Annotated in this window: 24 protein-coding genes and 2 pseudogenes; 13 read left to right on the forward strand and 13 right to left on the reverse strand. The window is 69.5% G+C overall.

Annotation, left to right across the window (positions count from 1 at the left end; translation table 11 throughout):
- The first annotated feature begins 621 nt into the window (after positions 1–621).
- Together QIT00_RS20420 and QIT00_RS20425 are read left to right on the forward strand one after the other, a co-directional pair.
- Complete coding sequence (locus tag QIT00_RS20420) at positions 622–1,212, forward strand: isochorismatase family protein (RefSeq protein WP_282536761.1); 591 nt, start codon at positions 622–624, stop codon at positions 1,210–1,212.
- A gap of 559 nt (positions 1,213–1,771) precedes the next feature.
- Positions 1,772–2,068, forward strand: coding sequence for a hypothetical protein (locus QIT00_RS20425; RefSeq protein WP_282536762.1), 297 nt, complete (start codon positions 1,772–1,774; stop codon positions 2,066–2,068).
- Positions 2,069–2,292: 224 nt separating this feature from the next.
- Here the strand turns inward: QIT00_RS20425 and QIT00_RS20430 are convergent, their stop codons facing one another.
- Positions 2,293–3,042, reverse strand: coding sequence for a ZIP family metal transporter (locus QIT00_RS20430; protein ID WP_282536763.1), 750 nt, complete (start codon positions 3,040–3,042; stop codon positions 2,293–2,295).
- Between the two features lie 103 nt (positions 3,043–3,145).
- Here QIT00_RS20430 and QIT00_RS20435 point away from each other — a divergent pair, with 103 nt between their 5' ends.
- Together QIT00_RS20435 and QIT00_RS20440 are read left to right on the forward strand one after the other, a co-directional pair.
- Positions 3,146–3,274 (forward strand): hypothetical protein, encoded by a 129-nt coding sequence (locus QIT00_RS20435; RefSeq protein ID WP_282536764.1) that lies wholly within the window; start codon positions 3,146–3,148, stop codon positions 3,272–3,274.
- 254 nt (positions 3,275–3,528) lie between these two features.
- Positions 3,529–4,092, forward strand: coding sequence for an EF-hand domain-containing protein (locus tag QIT00_RS20440; protein WP_282536765.1), 564 nt, complete (start codon positions 3,529–3,531; stop codon positions 4,090–4,092).
- A 597-nt stretch (positions 4,093–4,689) separates the two neighbouring features.
- On the opposite strand, the gene QIT00_RS20445 is transcribed toward QIT00_RS20440, so the two are convergent.
- The 3 genes from QIT00_RS20445 to QIT00_RS20455 all read right to left on the reverse strand — a co-directional run bounded on the left by QIT00_RS20445 (position 4,690) and on the right by QIT00_RS20455 (position 7,260).
- Complete coding sequence (locus QIT00_RS20445; RefSeq protein ID WP_282536766.1) at positions 4,690–4,899, reverse strand: hypothetical protein; 210 nt, start codon at positions 4,897–4,899, stop codon at positions 4,690–4,692.
- Between the two features lie 216 nt (positions 4,900–5,115).
- Positions 5,116–5,997, reverse strand: coding sequence for a leucine-rich repeat domain-containing protein (locus QIT00_RS20450; RefSeq protein ID WP_282536767.1), 882 nt, complete (start codon positions 5,995–5,997; stop codon positions 5,116–5,118).
- Positions 5,998–6,261: 264 nt separating this feature from the next.
- Positions 6,262–7,260, reverse strand: a complete 999-nt coding sequence (locus QIT00_RS20455) for an RICIN domain-containing protein (RefSeq protein ID WP_282536768.1) — start codon at positions 7,258–7,260, stop codon at positions 6,262–6,264.
- A 417-nt stretch (positions 7,261–7,677) separates the two neighbouring features.
- On the opposite strand from QIT00_RS20455, the gene QIT00_RS20460 reads away from it, so the two are divergent.
- The 3 genes and pseudogenes from QIT00_RS20460 to QIT00_RS38970 all read left to right on the forward strand — a co-directional run.
- Positions 7,678–8,988: a hypothetical protein gene (locus tag QIT00_RS20460; protein ID WP_282536769.1), complete on the forward strand. Its 1,311-nt coding sequence runs from the start codon at positions 7,678–7,680 to the stop codon at positions 8,986–8,988.
- A 243-nt stretch (positions 8,989–9,231) separates the two neighbouring features.
- Positions 9,232–9,549 carry a carbohydrate-binding module family 14 protein gene (locus QIT00_RS20465; protein ID WP_282536770.1) on the forward strand — a complete coding sequence of 106 codons (318 nt, stop codon included), beginning with the start codon at positions 9,232–9,234 and terminating at the stop codon, positions 9,547–9,549.
- A 183-nt stretch (positions 9,550–9,732) separates the two neighbouring features.
- Positions 9,733–10,109: pseudogene (locus QIT00_RS38970) on the forward strand (asparagine synthase (glutamine-hydrolyzing)); the annotation flags it as partial.
- A gap of 671 nt (positions 10,110–10,780) precedes the next feature.
- Here the strand turns inward: QIT00_RS38970 and QIT00_RS20475 are convergent.
- On the reverse strand, positions 10,781–11,050 hold the full coding sequence (locus QIT00_RS20475) for a hypothetical protein (protein WP_282536771.1): 270 nt from the start codon (positions 11,048–11,050) through the stop codon (positions 10,781–10,783).
- 489 nt (positions 11,051–11,539) lie between these two features.
- On the opposite strand from QIT00_RS20475, the gene QIT00_RS20480 reads away from it, so the two are divergent.
- The gene (locus tag QIT00_RS20480; protein ID WP_282536772.1) at positions 11,540–11,908 is read left to right on the forward strand and encodes a hypothetical protein; all 369 of its coding nucleotides are present in this window, start codon (positions 11,540–11,542) and stop codon (positions 11,906–11,908) included.
- Between the two features lie 180 nt (positions 11,909–12,088).
- Entirely contained in the window at positions 12,089–12,250 is a 162-nt protein-coding gene (locus QIT00_RS20485; RefSeq protein ID WP_282536773.1) for a hypothetical protein, read from the forward strand.
- An 872-nt stretch (positions 12,251–13,122) separates the two neighbouring features.
- Here QIT00_RS20485 and QIT00_RS20490 read toward each other — a convergent pair.
- Complete coding sequence (locus QIT00_RS20490; protein WP_282536774.1) at positions 13,123–13,542, reverse strand: arsenate reductase ArsC; 420 nt, start codon at positions 13,540–13,542, stop codon at positions 13,123–13,125.
- A gap of 272 nt (positions 13,543–13,814) precedes the next feature.
- Here QIT00_RS20490 and QIT00_RS20495 point away from each other — a divergent pair, with 272 nt between their 5' ends.
- Complete coding sequence (locus QIT00_RS20495; protein ID WP_282536775.1) at positions 13,815–14,123, forward strand: ArsR/SmtB family transcription factor; 309 nt, start codon at positions 13,815–13,817, stop codon at positions 14,121–14,123.
- A complete protein-coding gene (gene arsB / locus QIT00_RS20500) occupies positions 14,120–15,220 on the forward strand; it encodes an ACR3 family arsenite efflux transporter (RefSeq protein ID WP_282536776.1) in 1,101 nt (366 codons plus the stop codon). The genes QIT00_RS20495 and arsB overlap by 4 nt, the downstream gene beginning before the upstream one ends.
- A gap of 25 nt (positions 15,221–15,245) precedes the next feature.
- Here the strand turns inward: arsB and QIT00_RS20505 are convergent, their stop codons facing one another.
- A complete protein-coding gene (locus QIT00_RS20505) occupies positions 15,246–15,623 on the reverse strand; it encodes an ArsR/SmtB family transcription factor (protein ID WP_282536777.1) in 378 nt (125 codons plus the stop codon).
- Positions 15,624–15,801: 178 nt separating this feature from the next.
- Between QIT00_RS20505 and QIT00_RS20510 the strand changes: the two genes are divergently transcribed.
- Positions 15,802–16,245 (forward strand): ArsI/CadI family heavy metal resistance metalloenzyme, encoded by a 444-nt coding sequence (locus QIT00_RS20510; protein WP_282536778.1) that lies wholly within the window; start codon positions 15,802–15,804, stop codon positions 16,243–16,245.
- A 49-nt stretch (positions 16,246–16,294) separates the two neighbouring features.
- Here the strand turns inward: QIT00_RS20510 and QIT00_RS20515 are convergent, their stop codons facing one another.
- From QIT00_RS20515 to QIT00_RS20535, 5 genes are all read right to left on the reverse strand, one after another.
- Positions 16,295–17,443 (reverse strand): acyltransferase family protein, encoded by a 1,149-nt coding sequence (locus QIT00_RS20515; RefSeq protein WP_282536779.1) that lies wholly within the window; start codon positions 17,441–17,443, stop codon positions 16,295–16,297.
- Positions 17,444–17,664: 221 nt separating this feature from the next.
- Positions 17,665–18,687 (reverse strand): hemolysin family protein, encoded by a 1,023-nt coding sequence (locus QIT00_RS20520; RefSeq protein ID WP_282536780.1) that lies wholly within the window; start codon positions 18,685–18,687, stop codon positions 17,665–17,667.
- A complete protein-coding gene (locus QIT00_RS20525) occupies positions 18,684–20,138 on the reverse strand; it encodes a hemolysin family protein (protein ID WP_282536781.1) in 1,455 nt (484 codons plus the stop codon). The genes QIT00_RS20520 and QIT00_RS20525 overlap by 4 nt, the downstream gene beginning before the upstream one ends.
- 136 nt (positions 20,139–20,274) lie before the next feature.
- Positions 20,275–21,297 carry a hemolysin family protein gene (locus QIT00_RS20530; RefSeq protein WP_282536782.1) on the reverse strand — a complete coding sequence of 341 codons (1,023 nt, stop codon included), beginning with the start codon at positions 21,295–21,297 and terminating at the stop codon, positions 20,275–20,277.
- Positions 21,294–22,649 (reverse strand): hemolysin family protein, encoded by a 1,356-nt coding sequence (locus QIT00_RS20535; protein ID WP_282536783.1) that lies wholly within the window; start codon positions 22,647–22,649, stop codon positions 21,294–21,296. The genes QIT00_RS20530 and QIT00_RS20535 overlap by 4 nt, the downstream gene beginning before the upstream one ends.
- Before the next feature lie 276 nt (positions 22,650–22,925).
- Between QIT00_RS20535 and QIT00_RS20540 the strand changes: the two genes are divergently transcribed.
- Positions 22,926–23,381 carry a tellurite resistance TerB family protein gene (locus QIT00_RS20540; protein WP_282536784.1) on the forward strand — a complete coding sequence of 152 codons (456 nt, stop codon included), beginning with the start codon at positions 22,926–22,928 and terminating at the stop codon, positions 23,379–23,381.
- Positions 23,382–23,454: 73 nt separating this feature from the next.
- Here QIT00_RS20540 and QIT00_RS20545 read toward each other — a convergent pair.
- Positions 23,455–24,278: pseudogene (locus tag QIT00_RS20545) on the reverse strand (M56 family metallopeptidase).

Raw genomic sequence — 24,278 nt, forward strand, 5'->3', positions numbered from 1 at the left:
TGGGCCGACCCGTCCATCGACGATGAGGCTGCGCCTATACCGGACGTCGGGAGTGCTGTCGCCGCCGAACCGAATAGGTACCGCGGCATCGACGCCCAGCTGGCGGCGGCGTGACTACGGGCCCCTCGGCCTTCACCGCCATCTCCGCCGGAGAATGCGCAGCCCTCGTGCCTCCATCGAAACGCCGGTGCGGCACGCCACCTTGTGGCCACGGATCACGACAGCTGTCCACACTCCTGGGGACCGCGCCGCGCTCCGAGGACCCCAGCTGGGATTGGCTCCGGCATTGCAACCGGTTCGGTTCTTGGATTGGGCGCGCCGGGCCCACCCATGCAGTTCAGCGTTACCGCGAGTACGCGACGAGCAGGGGCTGGGGCTGGGGCCGGGGCCGGGGCCGGGGCCGGGGCTGGGGCTGGGGCTGGGGCTGGGGCACCTTACTGGTGGCCGCACCCTGCCGGGGGACTTCGGCCTCAACAGCAAGGTCGACCTCTGCCGCCGGTCGGCCTGGCGGAGCGGCGACTCCGGGTGCCGGTCGGGTGACTGGTCGGCGAGTTCTGAGTGCGCCAGGACGCGGAGCGGGCGACCATCCCGGGGTTGATTCACCAAGGGAAGGACTTCTCGATGCGTCGCGCATTGCTCGTCGTCGATGTGCAGAAGGATTTCTGCGAGGGCGGCAGTGTCCCGGTCAAGGGAGGTGCGGATCGGGCCGCTGCCATCGCTGACCTGGCGCGCCGAGCCGACGGTCAGTACTCGTACGTCATCGCCACCCGCGACCATCACATCGATCCGGGCACCCACTTCTCCGAGCACCCAGATTTCGATACGTCCTTTCCCGTGCACTGCGTTGTCGGCACCGAGGGCGGCGAGTTCCACCCGAACTTCGTTCCCGCCGTCGCCTCCGGGGCCGTCGACGAGGTCGTCTTCAAGGGAGCTCACTCCGCCTCCAAGAGCGGATTCGAGGGCTCGACCGAGGGCGGCACGCTCCTGGCCGACTGGCTGCGCGCCCGCGACGTCAGCGAGCTCGACGTCGTCGGCATCGCCACCGACCACTGCGTCAAGGCCACCGCCCTGGACGGCGTACGAGAAGGCTTCGCCGTACGGGTCCTGCTCGACTACACCGCCGGGGTCGCCGCTGGCACCACTGCCACCGCGATCAGCGAGCTGCGCCGGGCAGGCGTCGTTCTGAGCGGTGAGCCTGTCGTCCTCGCCTGAATCGACTGCTCCTTCCGACGGTTGGCGGGGCTCTTGTCCCCCGCTGCCCGGTGATGGCAGCCGAGAAGCCGAAGAACCGCCGACCTCGGGAACGGCTGTCATCATGTCGCACCTGGGGTCTCCGTCTGTTTCGCAGATAGCCCGTGCCGCCGCGGCCACCGGAAACGCCATCGAATGCGCCCACGCGCCCGTCCGCTGGGCGTGTTCACGTACTGCACCGGCGGGGCGTGCGCTGGACAGCCCGGCCATCTGGCCCGGACCGGACGCACGTTGCGAGAAGCACCGGCTCGTCGGCGCCGACCCGTCCTCGACCACCACATTGTCGAGACGAGGGCAGCTGCCCGAGGCGTGATCCCTCAACACGTCTAGGCAAAGACGGCGGTGACGGGCGGTCACGCCTTCCCGGAAGTTGATCAGACTCGGCGCCCGGTCAGCCGGATGCACGCGGATTGAAACGCGTTGGGTAATTGCACCGTCGCTCACGGTTGCGCAAGATCGTTCTCAAGGGACGGGCATCTCTTTGTCCGCCACGCATCCGCACCCAACAGGAAGGCCAGACATGAGTAAGAAAGAACCCGCTCCACAGAACCCCGGCCTCACGGTGATCGAACCCTCGCAGGCAGCCGCGCCGGCCAACCCAGCCACGCTCAGCCTGGAGACAAAGGGCGACACCTACGTCCTCAAGGCCGCGAGCGGCACCTCCCTGCCTGCCGACATCCCGCTCGTCGACGGCGACGGCAAACTCATCGTCACTTATCGTGCCGCCCGCGCCGACGATGCCTCCGCGCCCGCGGAATCGCGGAGGTTCACCGGGTTCGAGTTCCACCGCCCGCAGAGCCCCTGGGGGCATGACTGACAAGGGTTCGGGGCTGAGGTCGCTCCCATGGTTCTGGGCTACTGAGCCCCCGGGCCGCCGGAGAGCGACGCGACCGACGCCGTGGCGGAGCTGCCGTAGAAGAGGTTGTCACGCCAAGACATCCTCCCTACGGCAGCTCCGCTGTTGGAACAGGCCGCCGCGGCAAGCCAGGCCGGTGTGCCAACGCAGGGCCATGAGGGAGCGAGACCAGGGCGCACCTTTCATCACGCTTCGGTGAGGGCGAAGGCGGTGAGAAAGCCAGTCACCGTGGCCATGCCGGTGAGCAGGTGGGACTGCTCGTGTGCCTCGGGAAGCATCGTGTCGGCAATCATCGCCAGGATCGCCCCGGCGGCGACGGCGGTCACGAGGGCGAGGGCGAGCGGTGGCGCACCGCCGAGCAGGGCCCGGCCGACGAGGGCGGCGACCCCGCAGAGCACGGCGATCGCGGACCACAGGCCGAAGACGTAGCGACGGCTGCGGCCTGCGTCGCGCATGCCGGTCGAACTGGCCATGCCCTCAGGCAGGTTGCTGAGAAAGACGGCCCCGACCGTGGCTGCGCTCACGCTGCCGCTGCCGATCGTCGAGGCGCCGATCACCACGGACTCGGGTATCCCGTCGAGGACCGAGCCGAGCGCGATGGCCCCGCCGGAGCCGGGCTGCTCCGTCTCGGACGGCTGTCTGCCGCCGGTGCGCTTGCGGTGACGTGCCCCGCGCCGGGCGAGCACGGCGTTCCCAGCGGAGTAGAGGAGCGCGCCGACTGCCGTACCGAGGGCGGCGGCGAGCATCCCGCCGCCGTCGTGGGCCTCGGCGACCAGCTCGTAGGCGACCGCGGCGATGAGCACGCCACTGCCGAAGGCCATCACCAGGCCGATCAGCCGCCGTGGCAACGTCAGGTACGTTCCCAACGCCGCCCCGGCGAGCAGGGCGCTACCCGCGAGCAGCCCCCACAACCCGGCGACCAGAGCCTCACGCATCTTCGGTCGCCTCCTTCTCTCCCCCTTCCGATTTCCCTCACCCTCTCCGGCGGGCGTGCCCGCGGGGAGGGCCAAAAGTCCCGGCGGCGCAGGACCCAGGACCTTGCCACAGCACCCAGCGCCGCACCGAAGGGGCCGCAGGCCCGACATCGGGGCAGGCGTCGACGGGACCGTCTGGGGCGTGAACAACGACGGCAACATCTACCGCTACGGCGGGGACCAGCCGGGCTGAGCACAACAGTGGCACTGGCAACAACAACGGGAGTTCCGAGGGCTCCTGACCGACCCGGCCCGCAACAGCCGAGTTCTTGTCGGTGTGGTGCTCTTCAACCAGCCGGTGAAAGATCCGGTGACCGTGATGCGGTCATTGGCGTCACGTCAGCACAACGCGGGCGGTCACTCGTCCTGAGGAAGCGGCGGCTCAAGTTCGCAGGCCGGGGCATGTTACGCCCGACCACACCCTTCAATCATCGATCGGATGACCTCATGACCACGAGCAACGCTCCAGCCGCCGTCACGGCCAAAGGCCACATCTTCGCGATGCTGGATGTGGACGGCGACGGTGTGATCTCCAGGCAGGAGTACCTCGCTCGTCCCGAACGTGCCGCAGCGGCGCTCGGACGCGGCGGGGACGACCCTCTTGTCTTGGCTGCTCTCACGGCTCACGAGCGGGTATACGCATCGATGGACTCGGACGGAGACGGCAGGGTGACCTTCGATGAGTACGCGACGTGGGCAGGCGCCGAAGCCTTCGACGACGTCTGCCGGCAGGCGCTGGGATCGCTGTTCGACCTCGCTGACACCGAGATCGACGGAACCTTGAGCCGGGCGGAGTTCACACGGCTGCGTGTGGCACTCGGCAATCCCGCCGAGAACGCGGAGACGGCATTCGACGCACTGGACACCAACGGCGACGGGCGCATTGACCGCGACGAGTACCTCGGCTCGATCCGCGCCTACGTGACCGACGGCGCTTCGCCGATGGCTGAAGCCCTGCATGAAGGATGCGCAGTCAGCACCGGAGCATGCGGAGCTGGAGTTCGTAGATGAACCCGAGCTGCCGAGGAGGGCTGACGGCTTGACCGTGCTCACTGTGAGGGAGGGCGCAGTACTGCCGCCGCTGCTTCCGGTCAGGGACTGCAACGGCGCTGTGGTCGCCGAGTACCAACTCACCAAGCAAACGCCCACTGCGAGGTACCTCACGGCTACTCCCACCCCATGAAAATGGGTGCCCACTGGGGCATCGTGAGGCGGGATTGGCAGGAGGAATGGTCACCCGCTGCCCGTTCACGATCCACGTCAACTGAGGGGCACGGCGACGACAATGGCGCCTGTCTCGAAGGCCCTATCGGCTCTCGACACCAGCGACGGCAACTCCAGCAACCCCGGTGCCAAGCTGGATGTTTCCACCGGCGACCAGCAGCGAATCCCTCAGGCGGCAGGTGTCTGGGGCAGGTGATTAACGCCTGCCCCAGTTCTTGCTCCAGCAGAAACCAGCAGATCCAGCCGAACTGGCGATACGGTCCGGCGACGGAGTCCAGGCGCGCCGCCTACCTGTATCGCCTGAAGCGAACCGCCCTCAGACCCGGGGCGAAGCCCGCCGGTCTGAGGCCGACAGGAGACGCCACCGAATCAGGCCTGCCTGGATCATTTTTTCGGGAACAGGGTGACGTCGTTATCGGGATTGTCCTCATCATCTTGACCAATGATCTGCATGACCTCGATGACTTGGTTCCGAGGCTGCGGCTTCACGTCATTCCCGTCCGGATCGGGAGCCGTCACCTCGTCGGTGACACTGTCTGGTTCCGCACTGCCCTCCGGCTGCTCTTCCGGTGTGGCGTTCTGGCTGTCACTCATGAGTCACTCCGAGGTCGTCGTGGGATGGTGGCCATTGCACGAGCCCGCCGTGAATCCTTGCTCCGGCCGCGGTGACACAAACCAGCCCGGAAACCATCTGGCTTGTCGACACGCGATCGGACGGGACGGTGCTCCCCCTGGGCGGTGCCGTCACTACCGCCCAGGAGGAATTCGCTGGGGACGTACGGCCATATTCCCTTCTATGGCCGCTGGGGTTCAGGAGAGGGCGAGTTGGGTGACGTTCGTCGCCTCCTTCACCCACTGGGCGTCGAGGGCGCCCTCCTTGACGTAGGCATCACCGTTCCCCTTGACGACGCCGATGCGCTTGCCGGACAGGGCGATCTGGATCGCGTCGGACGACTCCTTCACCCAGCGCGCACTCAGACCGCCTTCCTTGACGTGGGCACTGCCGTCGTCCTTGGCGATGCCGATGCGGTTGCCGGACAGCTCCAGCTGGATCACATCGGTCGCCTCCTTCACCCACTGGGCGTCGAGGGCGCCTTCCTTGACGTAGGCAGTGCCCTGGCCGTTGAAGACGCCGATGCGGTTGCCCGCCAGGTCGATGTCGATCGCGTTCGTCGACTGCTTGACCCAGAGGGCGTCGAGGGCACCTTCCTTGACGAGCGCGTCGCCGTTGCCCTTGACGATGCCGATGCGCTTGCCGGAGAGTTCCAACTCCTTGACCTTCGTCGCCTCCTTCATCCAGATGGCGCTGAGGCCGCCTTCCTTGACGTGCGCGCTGCCGTCGGCCTTGACGATGCCGATGCGGTTGCCGGACAGGGCCAGCTGCTTGACGTTCGTCGCCTCCTTCACCCACTGGGCGTCGACGGCGCCTTCCTTGACGTAGGCATCACCGTTGCCCTTGACGACGCCGATGCGCTTGCCGGATACGACGACCTGCTTGATGCCCGAGGACTGCTCGACCCAAGTGGAGCTGAGGCCGCCTTCCTTGACGTGTCCGCTGTCGTCCGCCTTGACGATGCCGATGCGGTTGCCGCCGTCACCGGACACGGTGGCCTGCGCCGTGGTGGCCGTGGCGGCGCCGATGACGCCGGCCATCGACAGGGCGAGGACGGCGGAAGGAATCTTGCTGTTCATGCGGTTCTCCTCATTGAACGAGAGGGCACGGGAAGCGAAAGATGATCTTCCGGAGGAAGAAACGGGCGTGCGGTTACTTGGTCACGAGGAGTCACTCGAAGAGGTCTGCAGGGAGTTCATCCTGCTGACCCTCATCTCCGCCGCTGGTCGTCAACTTGACCGTGATCGTGCGCCGGAGACTGCTCAGGACGGTCCGCCCCTGGACTGCGCACCCTGAGGTCGGCCCCCGCAGTGCGCTGCGGCGGCCGACCTCGTCAGGCCGGGTCAGAGGGTGTCCTGCACCTTGATCTGGCCGCGCTGGACCACGAGCTTCTGGTTTCCGGTGTCCATGCAGCGCCAGATCCGGGCATTGCCGTCGTTCTCACGGGAGTTGCCGGTGTCGAGGCACATCTCGTTGTCGGTGCCGAGGGTGTTCTCCACGACGAACTGGCCGCCCCGGGCGGCCCAACGCTGGTTGGCGGCCGCCTGGGCGGTGTTCTTGCACTCCCACATGTGGACGTTGTCGCCGTTATTACGGGAGTTGAGGGTGGAGACGCACAGTTCGGGGTTCTTGCCAACGGTGTCGGCGACCTTGATCCGCCCCTCGTCGATCACGAACTTCTGGTTGGCGTAGCTGCTGTTGCAGGACCAGATCCGGACGTTCTTGCCGTTGGTGCGCCCGTTGCCGGCGTCGAGGCACATGGGCTTGGGCGCCCTTGAAGTGGCGACGTTGAGGGTGCCGTCGTCGATGGTGTGGACCCGGCGAGTGTTCACGTCGGTGTAGCGCACGGTGCCGCGTCCGGCGGTGAGCCTCGTGCCTTCCGGGGCGGAGCGGACGACGGTCACCTTCGGCGAGAAACGGAAGTAGGAGTTGGCCGGCCAGCCGCTGCGGCCGCCGTTCTTTCCGTAGCCCTCGCAGGTCAGCTTGGTATTGGCCTCGCTGAGCGTGCAGCTGCGCAGGCCGAGGTTGTTGTCCTTCCAGTCGGCGTTGTCGGTGCTGTACTTGGTGGGGACGGTGGACTGGGCGGGGAAGGTGGAGTTGCCCGGCGCGGTGAACACCACGGTCGAGCCGCTCGGGGGGAAGACGCCGGCCGAGCCGGTGTTCTGGTAGGTCCAGTGGGCGGTTCCGGTGGCGCCGGGGGCGATGGTCGCGGTCGTCGGCACGTCCTTGCCGGCGAAGGCTTCGGCGCTTGCGGTGGTCACGAACGCGCCGGTCAGGGCGAGGGCGGTGGCCGCGACGGTGGCGGCACGGGCCAGCGCGCGGGTACGGGTGGTGCGGGTCATGGGTTCACTCCGAGTTCTGCGTACGGGCTGGGCCGGGCGTGCGCTCGGCAGGGGGCCCGCTGAGGGACGGGGGAAGCAGAGGGGAAGCAGAGGGGAAGCAGAAGTGCGGCCGCAACAAGCCCAGTTGGCCCCGGAGGAGAGTGGTCCGAGCTAGGGCGAGGGGAGGTGCCGGGCTCGGCGAGGGTCACCGTCCGGCCTCGGCGATGATCATGATCGCGTAACGATGTGTGACTTTGCGGCATTGCGTAGAACCGGCGAGCCGTGGCCCCCTCCTCGTCCCACTCCCGCTCCCGGTCGGCCGTATTCGCAGGTGGGATGACTTATCGGCTGACCGGCGGACGGTGGGCGCGCGCAGAGCCTACCGGGCGTCGCGCCCGACAAAGATCACGGTACGTAATGATCTTGTGAGGTGATTCCATGTCGGGTGTCGTCCGGTCGAGGCGGGTGCGCGGCGTCCTGCTCGCCCTCGCCGTCGTGCTGCTGGCGGTGGCGGTCGTGGCCGGCGCCGGTTTGCGCGACCCCGTGCACGCGCTGCAGAACCAGGGAGGGCGTACGGCGCTGATGCTGGCGAGCGGGGTGCTGGGGCTGGTGCTCGCCGCGTTCGCGCTGCTGATTCCGGGTGCCGGTAACCCGGGACCTGGGCGGCGGCTGGTCTGGCTGAGCGCCTGCTTCAGCTTGCTGTGCATCGGGGCGACGGTCTTCGTGTGGGCGTGCGTGTCCTCGGACGACTCCCTCAAGGGCGTGCCCGGCACCGTCGTCACCACCGACGCCCAGACCGGACGGGAGCTCGCCGCGCAGGACCGTGCGTCCCAACGGCGCGTCCCCACCGGCCTGTTGATCGAGACCTTGCAGTTCACCGACACCCACAACGTGCGCCTGACCGGCTACCTGTGGCAGCGCCTTCCCGCCTCCGCCGACCCGGACGAGCCGGCCGTCGAACTGCCCGACGCGATCGACGGCGGCCCCGCCGAGCGCGTCTACCGCTACACCGACGGTGACCAGCAGGTCGTCGGCTGGCGGTTGCGCACCACCCTGCGCGAGGCATTCGACTACGGGCACTATCCACTGGACCGGCAGGTCGTACGGCTGTCGATGTGGCCGCGCGACGCGGACACCGTCCTCGTGCCCGACTTCTCCGCCTACCCGCCCTGGGACACCCGGCACGAGCTGGGCCTGTACCAGCACATCGTCACCGCGCAGTGGCACCCGCAGTTCACCGCGTTCAGCCTCGGCGAGGTCGACGACCGCACCAACTACGGGCAGCCCGGCGCCAGCGTCGACTCCACCATGCCCGAACTGCACTTCTCCACCGGCCTGTCCCGCGAGTTCCTCAGCCCGCTCCTGGACCGGCTCGTCCCCCTCATCGTCATCGCCTGCCTGGTCTTCGCCTCCCTGTTCGTCATCACCAAGGACAGCGAACGCCGCGCCCTGTCCGGCTTCTCCACCTGGGCCGTCCTCGGCTTCTGCGGCGCGCAGATGCTCATCGTCGCCGTCCAGCACGGCTCCCTGCGCGGCGAGACCAGCTCCTCCGGCGTCGTCTACGCCGAGTACTTCTACTTCATCCTCTACCTGGTGATCGCCCTCGTCGCGATCAACGTCGTCGAGCACACCTCCACCCACCGCTTCCGCCTCCTGGACTGGCAGGGCAACGCCGCCTCCCGCCTCCTGTACTGGCCCACCATGACCGGCCTCCTGCTCGCCGTCACCATCGCCGTCTTCCTGCTGTGACCCGTCGGCACCCGCGCTCTGCGCCCCTCCCGCGGACCACGGACCTTGTATGCGGCGCCGCGCCGCCCTCACGCTCCTCGCCACTGTCCTACTCACCGGCACTCGCACCGCGCCCCGACCCGCCACCCGTCGCTGCCGTGGCCGGTGTTCTTCCCGGACGCCGCGCGGACCGGGCCGACACCGCCGAGGGGCCGCTCCGGTGACGTCCGTAACCACGTCCGCCCGTAGGCCGTTCCCCTGGACGTGATCACTCCGCTCAAGACCGCCGTGACAGGCGCCGCCGCCCTCCTCGCCCTGGCCGTGCCCCCGACCACGGCCCACTCCGCGCCCTTGGCCGGCCCCGTCAGTGTCCCGGACTCGTTCTGCGAGGGCCGGGCTGACGCCAACTACCCGCACCCCGAGCGCCCCGACGCCTTCGTCCAGTGCTCCGGCGAACTCGCCTACGTCTTCGACTGCCAGCCCGGCCTGCTCTACAACCCTTACCCGCGCCCCTGGGGCCAGTGCGACTGGCCCGACAACGTCGACTGGCAGCCGGGCGAATGGACCGACCCCACCCCCTGACGCCCCGCCCTCCGCCCACCACACCACGCTCGGAGACGACCCCGCGGCATCCGGCCACCTCACCCACCTGCCAGACTTCCCCCGCCTCACTGCCGACGACAGGAGAACGGGCCGATGTGCGGGCTGGCCGGCTGGGTGAGTTTTGAACGGGACCTCTCCCAGGAGGCCTCTACGGTGGACCGCATGGCCCAGGCGCTGCGTCGCCGCGGGCCCGACTCCAGCGGCAGTTGGGCAGCGCGCGACGTGGTCCTCGCACACCGAAGGCTCGCCGTCATCGACCCGGCGGGCGGCGCTCAGCCCATGCAGGCCGACACCGACGCCGGACCGGTGGTCCTCGTCCACACCGGCGAGGTGTACAACTTCGCCGAACTCCGCACCCAACTCCGCGCCCGCGGCCACCACTTCACCATCCGCTCCGACACAGAGTCGTCCTGCGCGGACACCTGGAATGGGGCGATCGGCTACCCGAACGGCTGGTGGGCATGTTCGCCTACGTCGTGTGGGACGGGCGACACCGCACGCTGACGCTCGTACGCGACCGGCTCGGCATCAAGCCCTTGTTCTACCAACTCGCGGGCGACGGGACGCTGTTCGCTTCCGAACCGAAGGCCATCCTGGCCCACCCGGACACGAGGCCGGTCGTCGAACTGGACGGACTGCGCGAGCTGTTCACCTTCAGCGGCACCCCAGGCCACGCCGTATGGGCAGGCATGCACGAGCTCCTGCCCGGCCACACTCTCACCATAGGTCCCTCAGGCTTGCGCCACCGTCGCTACTGGTCCCTGCCCGACCAGCTGCACACCGACAACGCGGACGCCGCTGTCGAATCCGTACGGGTACTGCTGGAGGACGCCGTGGCGGGCCAGCTTGTCGCCGACGTGCCCCTCAAAGCCACTACCCCAGCCCTTTCGGTACCCACTACGCCACTGAACTCCTCAACCAGGTTCGCCAGTTGCTCGACCAGCCCGGCCACCCGGTCTTCGGCCTCTTCGACCACCACGCACTCGACGCCGCACGCATCGACCCCGCCCCGCCCCGCCCGCGCAGCCATGGAACGTGCCCTGGACACCGCCACCTGGCTCGACCACTACCAACCCACCCTCAGGTACTGAAGGCGCATCAGCAACGGGCACTTGCGTTCGCCGACCCCATCCCCCCCCACGGGCCACACCCCCTGGACCAGCGGAGTTCGCCCGCGCTCGCACCACCAGGCGGCGACAGAACCGCTCTCTCAGAGCTTCACGACCGGTGCACATCCGTCGCCACTCGGTGCCGAACCGGCCGGGCAATTGTGCCGGCCGGTGGAGGTCATGGACTTTGACCGGATCACGATCGCTCCGTCCGGGGACAACGCCGTGCTCTCCGCCATCGCCGACTCTGAGACCGCGGCCTCGCCGACAACAGGAACCGGCTCACTCGCGAGCGCCTGCGCAGGAGACGACGCGATAACGGCGGCCAGCGCACTGGTGGCAACGGCGGCTGCAGAGAAGAACTTGTTCAAGGGATTGTCCTGCCTTTTCTCTCGTCTTGGCTATTCCCGTGATCGCGGGACGCGCCGCATCCTCCCGCTCCTGAACTCGGCGACAGGGGAAGCGGCGCCCGCTCACCGCCGCTCGGTGTCCTGAATTCCGGCGAACGGCTCTAGTGGCGGCTCAGCTGTGCGTACGAGGTCCAACGGTGGGCGTCGGGTCGGGGGCCGTGGCGATCCGAGCACCACGGTGACAACCAGCGGGCAGGACGCCAGCCATGCGGCAGGCGCGCACTCGTTGCGTGTACGCAGGTGCGGCATCAGAGGTCAGGTTTGACGGACTACGTCAACGGAGTGGACCGCATGGAGTGAATGGCCAGAACCGGCGTTGCTCGCACGGGATCCGGGGAAACGTATGCGCCGGGCACCCGGCGCTCCATCGACCCGTGAGCGTCACGGAAGCACTCCTGAGCAAGACCGGCAAATTCAGTCCAACTGAACGCAGAAGAAGAGGACTTCACTGTGATCAAGCTGAACCGCATCGCCTATGGGGGCACGCAGAACAAGCCGACCGGGGACGGATCGACCCAGTCCGTCGAGAGGGTCGTGGTGAACCTGACCTACGCCTACGACGAGTCCGGCGTCGCCGACCAGGTCCCCGGTACCGACCGGGCCGGTCTGTTCCTCAGCGTCACCGCTTCTGACCAGAGTGCCGCAGGCAGCCTGCACCTCCAGCACGGTAGTGAGGTCACCTTCGATGGTGCCGAACACACTGCGGACTTCACGGTGACGCCGTACCACGGCTCCTCCTTCCCGGAGGGCGGCGTACAGGCGATCGCCTTCTTCGACGCTGCCGACAAGGACGAGGCGACCCTTCATCTGTCCCGCTGACATGTGAGGGGACGAGTACCGGCCGGGGCGGCAGTGCAGCGTCTGTGCCCCGGCCGGGTCCCACAGCCCGGAATGCTCGCATCCGCCCAGCGCTCGGGAGCACTCATCGCCGCACGTGTCGGTGCGGCACCGACGGGCCCCTGGCCGGCGCCGTCTGCTGCCCGTGCAGCTGCACACCGAATGGGGAGAGAGCCAGCCCCTTCGCCGGTCTTCGACCTCGGCGACCATCACGCACTCGACGCCGCACGCACCGTCTCCACCGCACCCACCCGCACAGCCATGGAACGCGCGCTGGACACAGCCACCTGGCTCGACCACTACCACCCCACCCTCAGGTACTGACCCCGCACCTGCGGGGACTCGACCGAGCCACCGGCGGTGGACCGGCAAGAAGACCGAGCAAGAGCGGTGGCCCGCAGCGACCCGATGGGGATGGCGTCGATGGTGAGGGTGGTGTTGATGCCGAAGTTGCCGCCCGCACCACCGCAGCACGCGCGGAAGAGGTCCGGATTCTCGCTGGACCGGCTGACTCGGCGAGGCTGAGCGCCGAAGTGCCCGACATCGTGCACTCCGGCAGCCCACTCCTCCAAGAGGGCGCGGGCCCGTCGTTCACCCCGTTCACAACGGAGTTGGCAGACGACGGCGCGGTGAAAACGGGCGCACGGCCACTCCTGGCCGATGTGGGGTTCGGTCGGCGACCCGCGTCGGCCCACTCGGTCAGATGGATCACTTCGATACTGGCGGCCGCGAGCTGCTCGACGCCGTTGCAGTCGCAGTCGCAATCGCAATCGCAATCGCAATCGACGAAGTGGACCCGCTCGCGCCAGGCGCTGACGACGCGGCCGATCCTGGCGTTGAGGACGCGTTGCGCGCAATCAGCCCCCCTGACGGGGCCGTTCCGCCCGGCATGCCATTCGCGTGCCATTCGCGACGTGTCACGGGGTCAACAGCGAGTACTAAGCACCCTCGAACGGCACGCTCGACAGGCATTGTTCGCCCTGGTCAACAGCATGATCACGAGCTGGATGCGGGTTGCAACAGGGCTGCTGTCGCGGGCAGTCGGGGTTTCCTGAACTCCTGTCCAGGACCGAACTACGCACGGCAGCACGGGAGTTCGAGCGCCCCTTCCGCCCGTGCGCCCATGCATCCGTGTATCCGTACAACCGCGCGTCCGTGCGCCCGCGTCTGTGGCCGCCCGGTTCCCGCGATGAGTTTCACGCTCCGTGCCGGGTCTCGATCTCGGTGATGAGGGCCTCGATGCGGGTCTTGATCGCGTCGCGGATCGGGCGGACGGAGTCGACGCCCTTGCCCGCGGGGTCATCGAGGGTCCAGTCGAGGTACTTCCTGCCCGGGAAGATCGGGCAGGCGTCGCCGCAGCCCATGGTGATGACGTAGTCGGAAGCCTGGACGGCCTCGGTGGTGAGGACCTTGGGCTCGGCGTCGGCGATGTCGACGCCGACCTCCTTCATGGCCTCGACCGCGGCCGGGTTGACCTGGTCGCCCGGGATCGAGCCGGCGGAGCGGACCTCGATGCGGTCGCCCGCGAGATGGCGGAGGAATCCGGCGGCCATCTGGGAGCGTCCGGCGTTGTGGACGCAGACGAAGAGGACGGAGGCGAGCGGAGCGGGGGGCATGCGTTCTTCCTTCCGGGGTGGTTCAACAGGCGATCAGGGGTGGCTCAACAGGCGATGCGAGGGCCGGTAGTTCAGGCGCTCCAGAGGGTGCCGAGCAGGGTGATGACGTAGTCGGCGGAGCAGGCGCGCCCCAGTCGGCCCGGTCGACCCCGTCGCCCCGGCCGCCCGTCCGGTGCGCGAGGAGAGTGGCGGCCAGACGCTGAGCGGCCGAAGGGGCTCTACGAATCAGGCCGTGCTGGTGTCAGCTGCGAATGATGTGAGAGTATCAGCCCATGATGACGTCAGTCGACGCTGACCTGATCCGAGTCCTCGCCGACCCGCTCAGGCTGCAGATCGTGACCCTGCTCGCGCGCGAGACGCTGTGCACCACCCACCTCGTGGAGGAGACCGGCGCCCGGCAGACCAACCTCTCCAACCATCTGCGAGTGCTGCGCGAGGCCGGGGTCGTGGAGACCGAGCCGTGCGGGCGCTTCACCTACTACCGGCTCCGCCCGGACGTCATCGCCTCGCTCGCCGGCCAGTTCGCCGAGCTGGCCGAGACCGCCCGCGACGCCGCCGACAACAAGAGGGCCTGTCCGTGACCCGCACCGAAGCATCCGCTCCCACGACGACCGAGGAGTCCTCGGTCGTCGCGAAGCTGTCGACGCTCGACCGCTTCCTCGCCGTGTGGATCCTGCTCGCCATGGCCGTCGGCCTCGGGCTCGGCCGTCTGATCCCCGGCCTGAACGACGCGCTGGCCAAGGTGGAGATCGGCGGCATCTCGCTGCCGATCGCGCTCGGCCTGCTCGTGATGATGTATCCGGTGCTCGCCAAGGTCCGTTACGACAAGCTCGACGCCGTCACGGGCGACCGCAAGCTGATGGTCTCGTCGCTGGTGATCAACTGGATCCTCGGCCCGGCGGTGATGTTCGCGCTCGCCTGGATCTTCCTGCCGGACCTGCCCGCGTACCGCACCGGCCTGATCATCGTCGGCCTCGCCCGCTGCATCGCCATGGTGATCATCTGGAACGACCTGGCCTGCGGCGACCGCGAGGCCGCCGCCGTTCTCGTCGCCCTCAACTCGGTCTTCCAGGTCATCGCGTTCGGCCTGCTCGGCTGGTTCTACCTCGACCTGCTGCCGCGGTGGCTCGGCCTCGGCGACGGCCAGGGGCTCGACGTCCCCGTCTGGCACATCGCCCTGAACGTGATCGTCTTCCTCGGCGTCCCGCTCGTCGCCGGCTTCCTCACCCGCCGCATCGGCGAGAAGCGGCTCGGCCGCGAGCGCTACGAGTCCGACTTCCTGCCGAGGATCGGCCCTTGGGCGCTGTACGGCCTGCTCTTCACGATCGTCATCCTCTTCGCCCTGCAGGGGAAGACGATCACCTCGCAGCCGGTCGACGTCATCCGGATCGCGCTTCCGCTCCTCGTCTACTTCGCGGTCATGTTCTTCGGCACCTTCCTGCTCGGCAAGGCCATCGGCCTCACGTACGAACGCACCACGACCCTCGCGTTCACCGCGGCGGGCAACAACTTCGAACTGGCCATCGCCGTCGCCATCGCCACCTTCGGCGTCACCTCCGGCCAGGCTCTCTCCGGGGTCGTCGGGCCGCTGATCGAGGTGCCGGTACTGGTCGCGCTCGTGTACGTGGCGCTGGCCTGGCGCAAGAAGTTCGCGCCGCCCGCGATCACCCGGACATGACCTCGCCCCCGGCGGCTGATCGTGTTCACGCGGCGGGACGCAGGGTCAGCAGCCTGCCCATCGCCGCGAGTACGGACGGCTCGACCCGGTAGTACACCCAGGTGCCGCGCCGCTCGGAGGTGAGCAGGCCCGCTTCCTTGAGCTTCTTCAGGTGGTGGGAGACGGTCGGCTGCGAGACACCCACGTCGGAGATGTCGCAGACGCAGGCCTCCCCGCCCTCGTGGGAGGCGACGAGCGAGAACAGCCGCAGCCGTACCGGGTCGCCGAGCGCCTTGAACATGCGGGCCGCGGTATCCGCCTCCTCGGCGGAGAACGGCCGCTCGGTCAGCGGAGGGCAGCACGGTGCGGTGTCCTGGCCGACGGGTTCGAGCAGCGGCAACACCTTGGCGTTCGCGTTCGACATGCGTCTATGTTGACACATGTCGAAGTAAGGAGGGGGCCCGGCCCGCCCTCGCTTAATTCCATGGATGTCTATGTTGACGTTCATCGAAGTGGGTGCCATGCTGGTGAACACGCTACATCGACAGTTATCGAAACAAGGCATGCCCGCCCGCGCCCACGACCACCACAGGAGGAACGCCATGTCCCGCGTCCAACTGGCTCTGCGCGTGCCCGACCTCGAAGCCTCGATCGCCTTCTACGGCAAGCTGTTCGACGCCGAACCGGCCAAACTCCGCGACGGCTACGCCAACTTCGCCCTCACCGAACCCCCGCTCAAGCTCGTCCTCATCCAGGGCGAGCCCGGGCAGGACACCCGCATGGACCACCTCGGCGTCGAAGTCGCCTCCACCGAGGCCGTCCACACGGCCACCACCCGCCTCGGCGGCCGAGGGCTCGACACCACGGTGGAGAACGACACCACTTGCTGCTACGCCCTCCAGGACAAGGTCTGGGTGCACGGCCCCGGAAAGGAACCCTGGGAGGTCTACGTCGTCAAGGCGGACGCCGACACCCTCACCAGGCAACCCCGGAGCGCCTGTTGCGCCAAGGAGCCCGCGGCGCCGGAGGCCGGCGGCTGCTGCTGAGCGACACGCGGGCCGATCCTCACGCGGCTGGGCCGCGTCCGTACGCCACTCACCTGCCGTCCCCCCGTGCCACCGCCGCCGCGTCCCGTCTGAACGCCCACTCCATCTTCGGTTCCATGGCCCAGCGGAACATGCGCTGGACCGGTGGGGTGCACAGGGCTGTGATGAGGGCGGCGGCGAAGAGGGTGAGGGCGATCGCGCCGAGGGGGGTGTGGACCCAGTCCACTTCGTACCAGTCCCAGAAGCGGGAGCCCTTGGCGAGGAAGCCGTGCAGGAGGTAGCCGTACAGCGTGCCCGCGCCGAGGGCCGTGACCCACATGTGGCGGCCCGGGACCCAGGCGAAGAAGCAGGCGACCAGAATCAGCGAGCAGGCGAACATGCCGAGCGTCATCGGCAGTCCGACCCAGCCGGGGACGCCGAGTTCCTGGGCGCTGTCGCGGCGGTAGAACCAGGCGGCGTTCATGCGGGGGGCCGCCCAGTACGCGAAGACGAGTGCCGAGGCCATGACCGGGAGGGCCAGGATGCGCACCTCGCGGCGGCGGACCAGGCGGAAGTGCTCGGGCTTCAGGGACAGGCCGAGGACGAAGAACGGCAGGAACTGCAGGACGCGTTGGAGGTCGAGGTCGTCGCCGATGTCGGGCGAGACGGAGGCCAGGACCGCGATCGCGAGCGAGAGGGGCAGCGGCCAGCGGACGAGTTTCCACAGGGGTGTGGTCAGGCGCCAGATGAACAGGGCCGCGAGGAACCACACCAGGTACCAGGGGTCGAGCAGGCTGATCGGGTGGGTCGGGTCGTCGTTGGCCCAGCGTTTGAAGAGCGAGTACGCGACCTCGAAGAGGACGTACGGCACGGCGACACCGGTGACCAGGCGCTTGAGGCGGTTCGGTGACGCGTCGAAGCTGCGCGAGAAGTAGCCGGAGATGATGATGAACGCCGGCATGTGGAACGTGTAGACGGCGATGTAGAGCGCGGCGGCCGCACGGCTGTCGTCGCGTAGCGGCTCCCAGGCGTGGCCCATCGCGACCAGGACGATCGCGAGGTACTTCGCGTTGTCGAAGAACGCGTCCCGCTGCTTGCCGGGTTTCGGTGCCGGAGCGTTGTCGGCCGCGGTGGCCGCGGCTCTTCGGGGCGTCTCGCTCCCCTGTGTCGTGCGGGCCGGAGGCAGGGGCGCTCCGGCTCGGTCGAGTGTGCGCGGCATCCCACTCAGGGGTCTCCCGGAGGCAACCCGGAGCGGTGAAGCTGCGTCTTCTTGGAATTGGGGGTTGGATTCGGCGCGAGACATCCCCGGCACCTTAGCCAGCGGCGCCAACTTCCGTACATCCTCCGTGCGTGTGGGTTTCGACACGCATGTAGAAGTGGTGTGGAACGCCCCGGGCCCGGCCCGGGGCGTCTGTGCGGGACACGGCGTTCTCGGACCGCTCAGGCGGCGGGGCTCGGCTCCATCAGCCGGGCCAGCAGGTCGTCGAGGCTGACCAGGCCGGCCAGGCGGCCGGAGTCGTCGCTGACGACGGCGAGCGTGGAGCGGCGCCTGCGCAGTTCGTCGACGGCCCGGGCGATGGTGTCGCCGGGCGCGAGTTCCGGTACCGGACGCGCCAGATGGCGGGCGTCGAGGTCCCGGCCGTGAGCGCGGGCGACCATCGCGTCGCGAGCGTGCACCGAGCCGAGGACGGCGGCGGCGTCGAGGACGAGCAGCCGGGTGCGGTCGCTGTCCGTCGCCACCCGGAGGATCTCCTCGATGCCCGCCGTCGCCGGTACCGAGGTGATCCGGTCCGCCGGGGTCATCAGGTCGCTGACCGGGGTCTGCGGCTGGGTGAGCGAGCTCGTGATGAGCCCGGCGTCGTCCGCGGTGATGAGTCCGAGGCGCTCCGACTCCTCGACCAGGTGCGTGAGTTGCTCGCGGTTGTGGACCGAGGCCAGCTCGTCGCGCGGGGTCACACGGCACAGCCGTACCAGCGCGTTGCTGACTCTGTTGAGGAGCCGGATGAGGGGGCGTACCGCTGTGACCACGGCGCGGAAGGGCGGGGTGAGGAGCATCGCGGAGCGTTCGGGGTGGGCGATGGCCCAGGACTTCGGGGCCATCTCGCCGAGCACCATGTGCAGGAACACCACGACGACCATGGCCACGGCGAAGGCGATGCCGTAGCTGAGGCCGGCGGGCAGGCCGAGCTTCTCCAGGAGCGGGTCGAGCCGGTGCGAGATCGCCGGCTTGGAGATCGAGCCGAGCCCCAACGTGCAGATGGTGATGCCGAGTTGGGCACCGGCGAGCATCAGCGAGAGCTCCCGCATGCCGGCGAGCGCGGACTTCGCGCCGCGCCGGCCGTCGGCTGCGGCCTGTTCCATGCGGTGCCGCTTGGCCGCGACGAGCGCGAATTCCGCGGCGACGAAGAAGCCGCTGCCGATGAGGAGCAGGAGCGTGACGAAGAGAGCCAAGGGGAAGCTCATACGGTGGTCTCCTCACCGGGCGTGTCACCGGGTGTGTCATCGGGTGTGTCACCGGGCGTATCGCTGGAATTGTCACCGGGCCTGCCACCGGACGCGTCACCGGACGCGTCACCGGACGCGTCACCGGACGCGTCACCGGACCTGTGCGGCAGACGCTCGATGCGGACCCGTTCGGGCACATGACGGTCCAGGCGCAGTACGGCGATGAGCGCGCGGTCGCCGTCGTCGAGGTCCACGGTGACGCGGTCGCCGATGGTGGGGAAGCGGCCGAGCCGGTCCACGACGAGCCCGGCGACCGTGTCGTAGTCGTCCTCCTCCGGCAGGGCGACACCGGTCGCGTCGGCCACCTCGTCGAGGCGGCGCCCGGCGTCCACGAGCCAGCCGGAGCCGTCGGCCACCGCGACATGGACCACACGGTCGCTCTCGTCGGCGATGTCCCCGACCAGTTCCTCGGCGATGTCCTCGTACGTCACGATGCCCGCCACGCCGCCGTGTTCGTCGAGGACGACGGCGAACTCGTCGTCGCGCTCGCGCATCTGCTCCACGGCAGCGGGCAGCGGCAGCGTGTCGGGCAGCAGCAGGGGGCGCCGGGCGAGCTCCGCCGCGGTCGTGCGGCCGATGCTGTCGGCGGGCAGCGCCATGAGTTCGCGTACGCCGAGGACGCCCGTGACGTCGTCCGGGTGGTCCCCGAGCACCGGGTAGTTGGAGTGGCCGTGCCGGGCGATCAGGTCCACCGCTTCGGCGGCCGTCGCGTCCTCGCGTACGAAGAAGGCGTCGACGCGGGGCACCATCACCTCGGCGAGCGTGCGCTCGGAGAAGTCGAGGGCGTGGTCGAGGAGTTCGGCCGTCTCGCGCGGCAGCTGCCCGTGTTCGTGGGACTCGCCGATGAGGTGGCTCAACTCCTCCAGGGTGGCGCCGTGGTGCAGCTCCTCCACCGGTTCGATGCCGACCTTGCGCAGGATCTTGTTCGCGGCGCCGTCGAAGACGTGCACCACCGGTCCCACGACCTTCAGGTACGCGAGCGTGGAAGCGGCAAGGGACTTCGCGAGGCGCTCCGGCACCGCGAGTGCGAGGTTCTTCGGGGCGAGTTCACCGAGCACCATCTGCAGCACGGTGGCCACCACGAAGCCGGTGACGACGGAGATCACCGAGACCGCTCCGGCCGGCATCCCGGTGCCCTCCAGGGCGGGCGTGAGCAGCGCGGACACGGACGGCTCGGCGAGGAAGCCGACGACCAGACCGGTCACCGTGATGCCCAACTGCGCGCCGGACAGCATGAACGAGAGCCTGCCCAGGACCTGCACCGCGCGGGCCGCCCGCCGGTCGCCCGCCTCGGCCTCACGGGCGAGGGCGAGGCGGTCGGCGGCGACGTAGGCGAACTCCTGGGCCACGAAGTAGCCGGTGCCGGCGGTCAGGACGAGCACGGCGAGCAGGCCGAGGAGCGCGCTCACCGCTCACCGGCCTGCTGGGTGGTACGGCCCCGTACGGCGGGGCGGGACGGCCCGGACGAGCGTCCTGGGGCTGCGGGGTCCGTCGATGTGGCGGACACGGGCTGCTCCGATCATTGAAGGTGGAGGGTAGAGGGGCTCAGGCGGTGGCCGGGGTCGGGCCGACCAGTTCGGACAGCACGTCCTCCATGGTCACGAAACCGAGGACGGTGCCGCTCGCGCTGGTGACCGCCGCGAGGTGGCTGCCGACCGCCCGGAGCGCGGTGAGGGTGTCGTCAAGGGGGGTGTCGATCCGTACCCGCGTGACGGGGTGCAGGGACGTGCGCGGGAACGGCTGGTCGCGGTCGGTCACGCCGAGAGTGTCCTTGATGTGCAGGTAGCCGAGCAGGGCGCCGCTCTCGCCGGTCACCGGGAAGCGGGAGAAACCTGCCTGCGCCGCCACCCGTTCGAGGCGGGCCGGGGTGATGGTGTGGTCGACCGTGCGCATGCCGCCCGCCGGGACGAGGATCTCGCCGACCGGGCGCGTGCCCAGCTCAAGCGCGTCCCGGAGGCGTTCGCCGTCCTCGGGTGCGAGCAGCCCGGCCTGCCGGGAGTCCTCGACCATGCGGGCCAGCTGGTCGTCGGTGAAGACCGCCTCGACCTCGTCCCTCGGCTCGACCCTGAGCAGCTTCAGGAGGGCGTTGGCGAGCGCGTTGATGCCGAAGATCAGCGGCTTGAGCGCGCGGGTGAGGGCGACCAGCGGCGGGCCGAGCAGCAGGGCCGTCGGCACCGGCGCGGCGAGCGCGATGTTCTTCGGGACCATCTCGCCGATCAGCATGTGCAGGTAGGTCGCCAGGGTCAGGGCGATGACGAACGCGATCGGGTGCACCAGGCCGTGCGGCACGTGCGCGGCCTCGAAGCCGGGTTCGAGGAGGTGCGCGATGGCCGGTTCCGCGACGGCGCCGAGCACCAACGAGGACGCGGTGATGCCGAGTTGGGCGGTCGCCATCATCGCGGAGATGTGCTCGACGCCCCACAGGGTGATGCGCGCCCGGCGGTTGCCCTCCTTGGCTCGCGGCTCGATCTGGCTGCGGCGTACGGAGATCAGCGCGAACTCGGCGCCGACGAAGAACGCGTTGGTCAGCAGCGTCAGGGCGCCGATGAGGAGCTGCAGCGTGGTCATCGGACGGCTTCCTTCGTGTGCGGCTCGGGCTGCGGGACGCGCGCGCGGGTCGCGGCGGGCGCGGTGAGGTGGACCCGCTCGGCGCGGTGGTGGTCCACGTCGAGCACGTCCAGGCGCCAGCCCTCGACCAGGACGTGGTCGCCCTCGGCCGGTATCCGGGCGAGCCGCGTCGCGATCAGTCCGGCCACCGTCTCGTACGGGCCGTCCGGCACCGCGAGCCCGATCGCGGCGAGCTGGTCGGTGCGGACACTGCCGTCCGCCTCCCAGGCGGGCCGGCCGTCCTGCGCGGGCGGGGCGGGCCGCAGGTCGGGGGCCTCGACGGGGTCGTGCTCGTCGCGGACCTCGCCGACGACCTCCTCGACGATGTCCTCCACCGTGGCCACGCCCGCCGTGCCGCCGTACTCGTCGATGACGATCGCCATGGTGCGCCTCTCGCGGAGCCGGCCCAGGAGGCGGTCCGCGGTGAGGCTGTCGGGGACCCGCAGCGGCTCGCCGGCCAGGACGGTGACCTGGGTGACGGCCCGCTTCTCGGGCTCCAGGGCGAGGACGTCGCGTATGTGGACGGTGCCGATGACGTCGTCGAGGCTGTCGCGGTAGACGGGGAAGCGGGAGAGCCCGGTGGCGTGGCTGAGGTTGGCGGCGTCGGCCGCGGTGGCGTGCGCCTCCAGGGCGCAGACGTCGACGCGCGGCGTCATCACGTTCTCCGCGGTCAGCTCGCCGAGGTACAGGGTGCGTACGAACAGTTCCGCCGAGTCCTGCTCGATGGCGCCCTCCGCGGCCGAGTGCCGGGCCAGCGCCACGAGTTCCTCGGGGCCGCGGGCGGAGGCCAGCTCCTCGGCGGGCTCCAGGCCGAAGCGGCGGACGAAACGGTTGGCCGTGTTGTTGAGGTGCCGGATGAACGGCGCGAACGCTGCCGTGAAGCCGCGCTGCGGGGCCGCCACCACCTTCGCGACGGCCAGCGGCCGCGCGATGGCCCAGTTCTTCGGCACCAGCTCGCCGATCACCATCAGCACGACCGTGGAGACGACCACGCCCAGGACGGTCGCCACCGACGGAGCGGCCGGGCCGAGGCCGACGGCTTCCAGCGGCCCGCGCAGCAGCGCGGCGAGCGACGGCTCGGCGAGCATGCCGATCACCAGGGAGGTCACGGTGATGCCGAGCTGGGCGCCGGACAGCTGGAAGGTCAGGCGGCGGGCCGCCTTCAGGGCGCCGTCGGCTCCGCGCTCCCCCGCGTCGACGGCCCGCTGCAGCTCGCCGCGCTCGACAGTGGTCAGGGAGAACTCGGCCGCGACGAACACCGCGCACGCGAGCGTGAGGAGCAGGGCGAGCAGGAGAAGCAGGAACTCGGTCACCGTGCCACCCCCCGACGCTCACGCATGTGGTGCGGGCAGGACGTGGCACGGCTGGTACTGGGAGGCTCACCCATTGCGGGACCGTGGCTCCTTCTCGTACTCGGAACGATGACGCGGTGGCGCGGCGACGTGTTTCTACACCCACTGTAAAGGAACCGCAAAGAACGGCTCCAGCCTTCGGCGACTTCGGAACTGGTAACTTCTACATTGCTGTAGAAGTAACGTCCGGGCCCGGAGTCTCCGGCCCGGACGCACCCGACCCCGTACGGAGTTCTCATGGGCCTGTTCGACCGCTTCAAGGAGTCCGCCGCACAGATGCAGACGCAGCTGCTGGCGAAGAAGAACGACCTCAAGAGCGGCGCCTTCAGGGACGCGAGCATGGCGATGTGCGCACTGGTCGCCGCCGCCGACGGCACCATCGACCCATCCGAGCGCCGCAAGGTCGCCCAACTCATCGCCACCAACGACGTTTTGGCGAACTTCCCGGCCGAGGAACTGCAGCGCCGCTTCGACGACAACTGCGACAGGCTGGCGGCGGACTTCGACTTCGGCAAGGTCGGCGTCCTCCAGCAGGTCGCCAAGGCGAGGAAGAAGCCCGCCGAGGCGCGCGCCGTGATCCAGATCGGCATCGTCATCGGCGGCGCCGACGGCGACTTCGACAAGGACGAGCAGCAGGTCGTACGCGAAGCCTGCTACGCCCTCGACCTGCCGCCGCGCGAGTTCGATCTCTGACACGAGTTCGGCCTCTGCCATGAGATCGGCCTCTGAGCGGACGCGGGCGGGACGCGTCAGGGCGCCGCTCCCGCTACAGCGGCGTCGCGGCGTGCAGCACGAGGAACAGCGTGACCGCCGAGTTCACCGAGTTCGCCGAGTTCGCCGAGGACATCGCGGACAGCGCCGTACCGCCCGCCGCCGTCCAGACCGGCGGCCGGATCCGCTGGACGGGCGCGGGCCCGAGCAGCGCCGCGACCCTGCGCGGGACCGGCCCGGGCGAGGCGAAGGCGACCGCGTCGGACCGGCGTCCCCCGCGAGACCACGGCCGCCTTGCCGATGGCACGGGCCACGACCTTGCGGCTGCGCACCCGCGCGGGCGGCCTCCTCGTCGGCCCAGCGCTCCGCCGTGCAGCAGACCGCGGTACGCAGCGGGCGCAGGAGGGGTTGGCGTGGGCGGCCAACCGCACGGCCAGCAGGTGCCGGTGATGACGCCCCTCGACATGCACCCGCTCGTGGGCGAACAGGGCGCGGCGCTCGACGGAGTTCAGGCACGCCGGCATGCCCGTCGTCACGATGATCCGGCCGCCTCGCGCGGCCGCGCCCGGCAGCGCGTACGCGTACGGGGCCTCGTCCGGCAGGACCGCCACCGGCGAGTCCGGAAGACCGGACAGCGCGGCCCACGCCCCGCGGCGCACCCGCCGGTGGCGCCACAGCGTCCTGCCGCAGGCGGCGGCGACGAGCATGAGAACGGGGATCGAGGCCCGGCCCGCGATCTCGTCGTAGGGCACCGCCGCACGCAGGCGGGTGGCGGTACGCGGATGCACGTGCTGCTCGGCGAGTCGGGCGATGGGTCAGGCGGTCAGGCGGTCAGGCGGTCAGGGGCAGCACGAGCGGCAGGAATACGAAGATCCCCAC

The sequence above is a fragment of the Streptomyces luteolus genome, from assembly GCF_029968015.1.
Lineage (GTDB): Bacteria > Actinomycetota > Actinomycetes > Streptomycetales > Streptomycetaceae > Streptomyces > Streptomyces luteolus.

What these genes read in the sequence shown, in the direction of transcription:
- QIT00_RS20420 (WP_282536761.1), top strand. Translation starts at nt 622, where the DNA reads ATGCGTCGCGCATTGCTCGTCGTCGATGTGCAGAAGGATTTCTGCGAG.
- QIT00_RS20425 (WP_282536762.1), top strand. Translation starts at nt 1,772, where the DNA reads ATGAGTAAGAAAGAACCCGCTCCACAGAACCCCGGCCTCACGGTGATC.
- QIT00_RS20430 (WP_282536763.1), bottom strand. Translation starts at nt 3,042, where the DNA reads ATGCGTGAGGCTCTGGTCGCCGGGTTGTGGGGGCTGCTCGCGGGTAGC.
- QIT00_RS20440 (WP_282536765.1), top strand. Translation starts at nt 3,529, where the DNA reads ATGACCACGAGCAACGCTCCAGCCGCCGTCACGGCCAAAGGCCACATC.
- QIT00_RS20445 (WP_282536766.1), bottom strand. Translation starts at nt 4,899, where the DNA reads ATGAGTGACAGCCAGAACGCCACACCGGAAGAGCAGCCGGAGGGCAGT.
- QIT00_RS20450 (WP_282536767.1), bottom strand. Translation starts at nt 5,997, where the DNA reads ATGAACAGCAAGATTCCTTCCGCCGTCCTCGCCCTGTCGATGGCCGGC.
- QIT00_RS20455 (WP_282536768.1), bottom strand. Translation starts at nt 7,260, where the DNA reads ATGACCCGCACCACCCGTACCCGCGCGCTGGCCCGTGCCGCCACCGTC.
- QIT00_RS20460 (WP_282536769.1), top strand. Translation starts at nt 7,678, where the DNA reads ATGTCGGGTGTCGTCCGGTCGAGGCGGGTGCGCGGCGTCCTGCTCGCC.
- QIT00_RS20485 (WP_282536773.1), top strand. Translation starts at nt 12,089, where the DNA reads ATGGGGAGAGAGCCAGCCCCTTCGCCGGTCTTCGACCTCGGCGACCAT.
- QIT00_RS20490 (WP_282536774.1), bottom strand. Translation starts at nt 13,542, where the DNA reads ATGCCCCCCGCTCCGCTCGCCTCCGTCCTCTTCGTCTGCGTCCACAAC.
- QIT00_RS20495 (WP_282536775.1), top strand. Translation starts at nt 13,815, where the DNA reads ATGATGACGTCAGTCGACGCTGACCTGATCCGAGTCCTCGCCGACCCG.
- QIT00_RS20505 (WP_282536777.1), bottom strand. Translation starts at nt 15,623, where the DNA reads ATGTCGAACGCGAACGCCAAGGTGTTGCCGCTGCTCGAACCCGTCGGC.
- QIT00_RS20510 (WP_282536778.1), top strand. Translation starts at nt 15,802, where the DNA reads ATGTCCCGCGTCCAACTGGCTCTGCGCGTGCCCGACCTCGAAGCCTCG.
- QIT00_RS20515 (WP_282536779.1), bottom strand. Translation starts at nt 17,443, where the DNA reads ATGCCGCGCACACTCGACCGAGCCGGAGCGCCCCTGCCTCCGGCCCGC.
- QIT00_RS20520 (WP_282536780.1), bottom strand. Translation starts at nt 18,687, where the DNA reads ATGAGCTTCCCCTTGGCTCTCTTCGTCACGCTCCTGCTCCTCATCGGC.
- QIT00_RS20530 (WP_282536782.1), bottom strand. Translation starts at nt 21,297, where the DNA reads ATGACCACGCTGCAGCTCCTCATCGGCGCCCTGACGCTGCTGACCAAC.
- QIT00_RS20540 (WP_282536784.1), top strand. Translation starts at nt 22,926, where the DNA reads ATGGGCCTGTTCGACCGCTTCAAGGAGTCCGCCGCACAGATGCAGACG.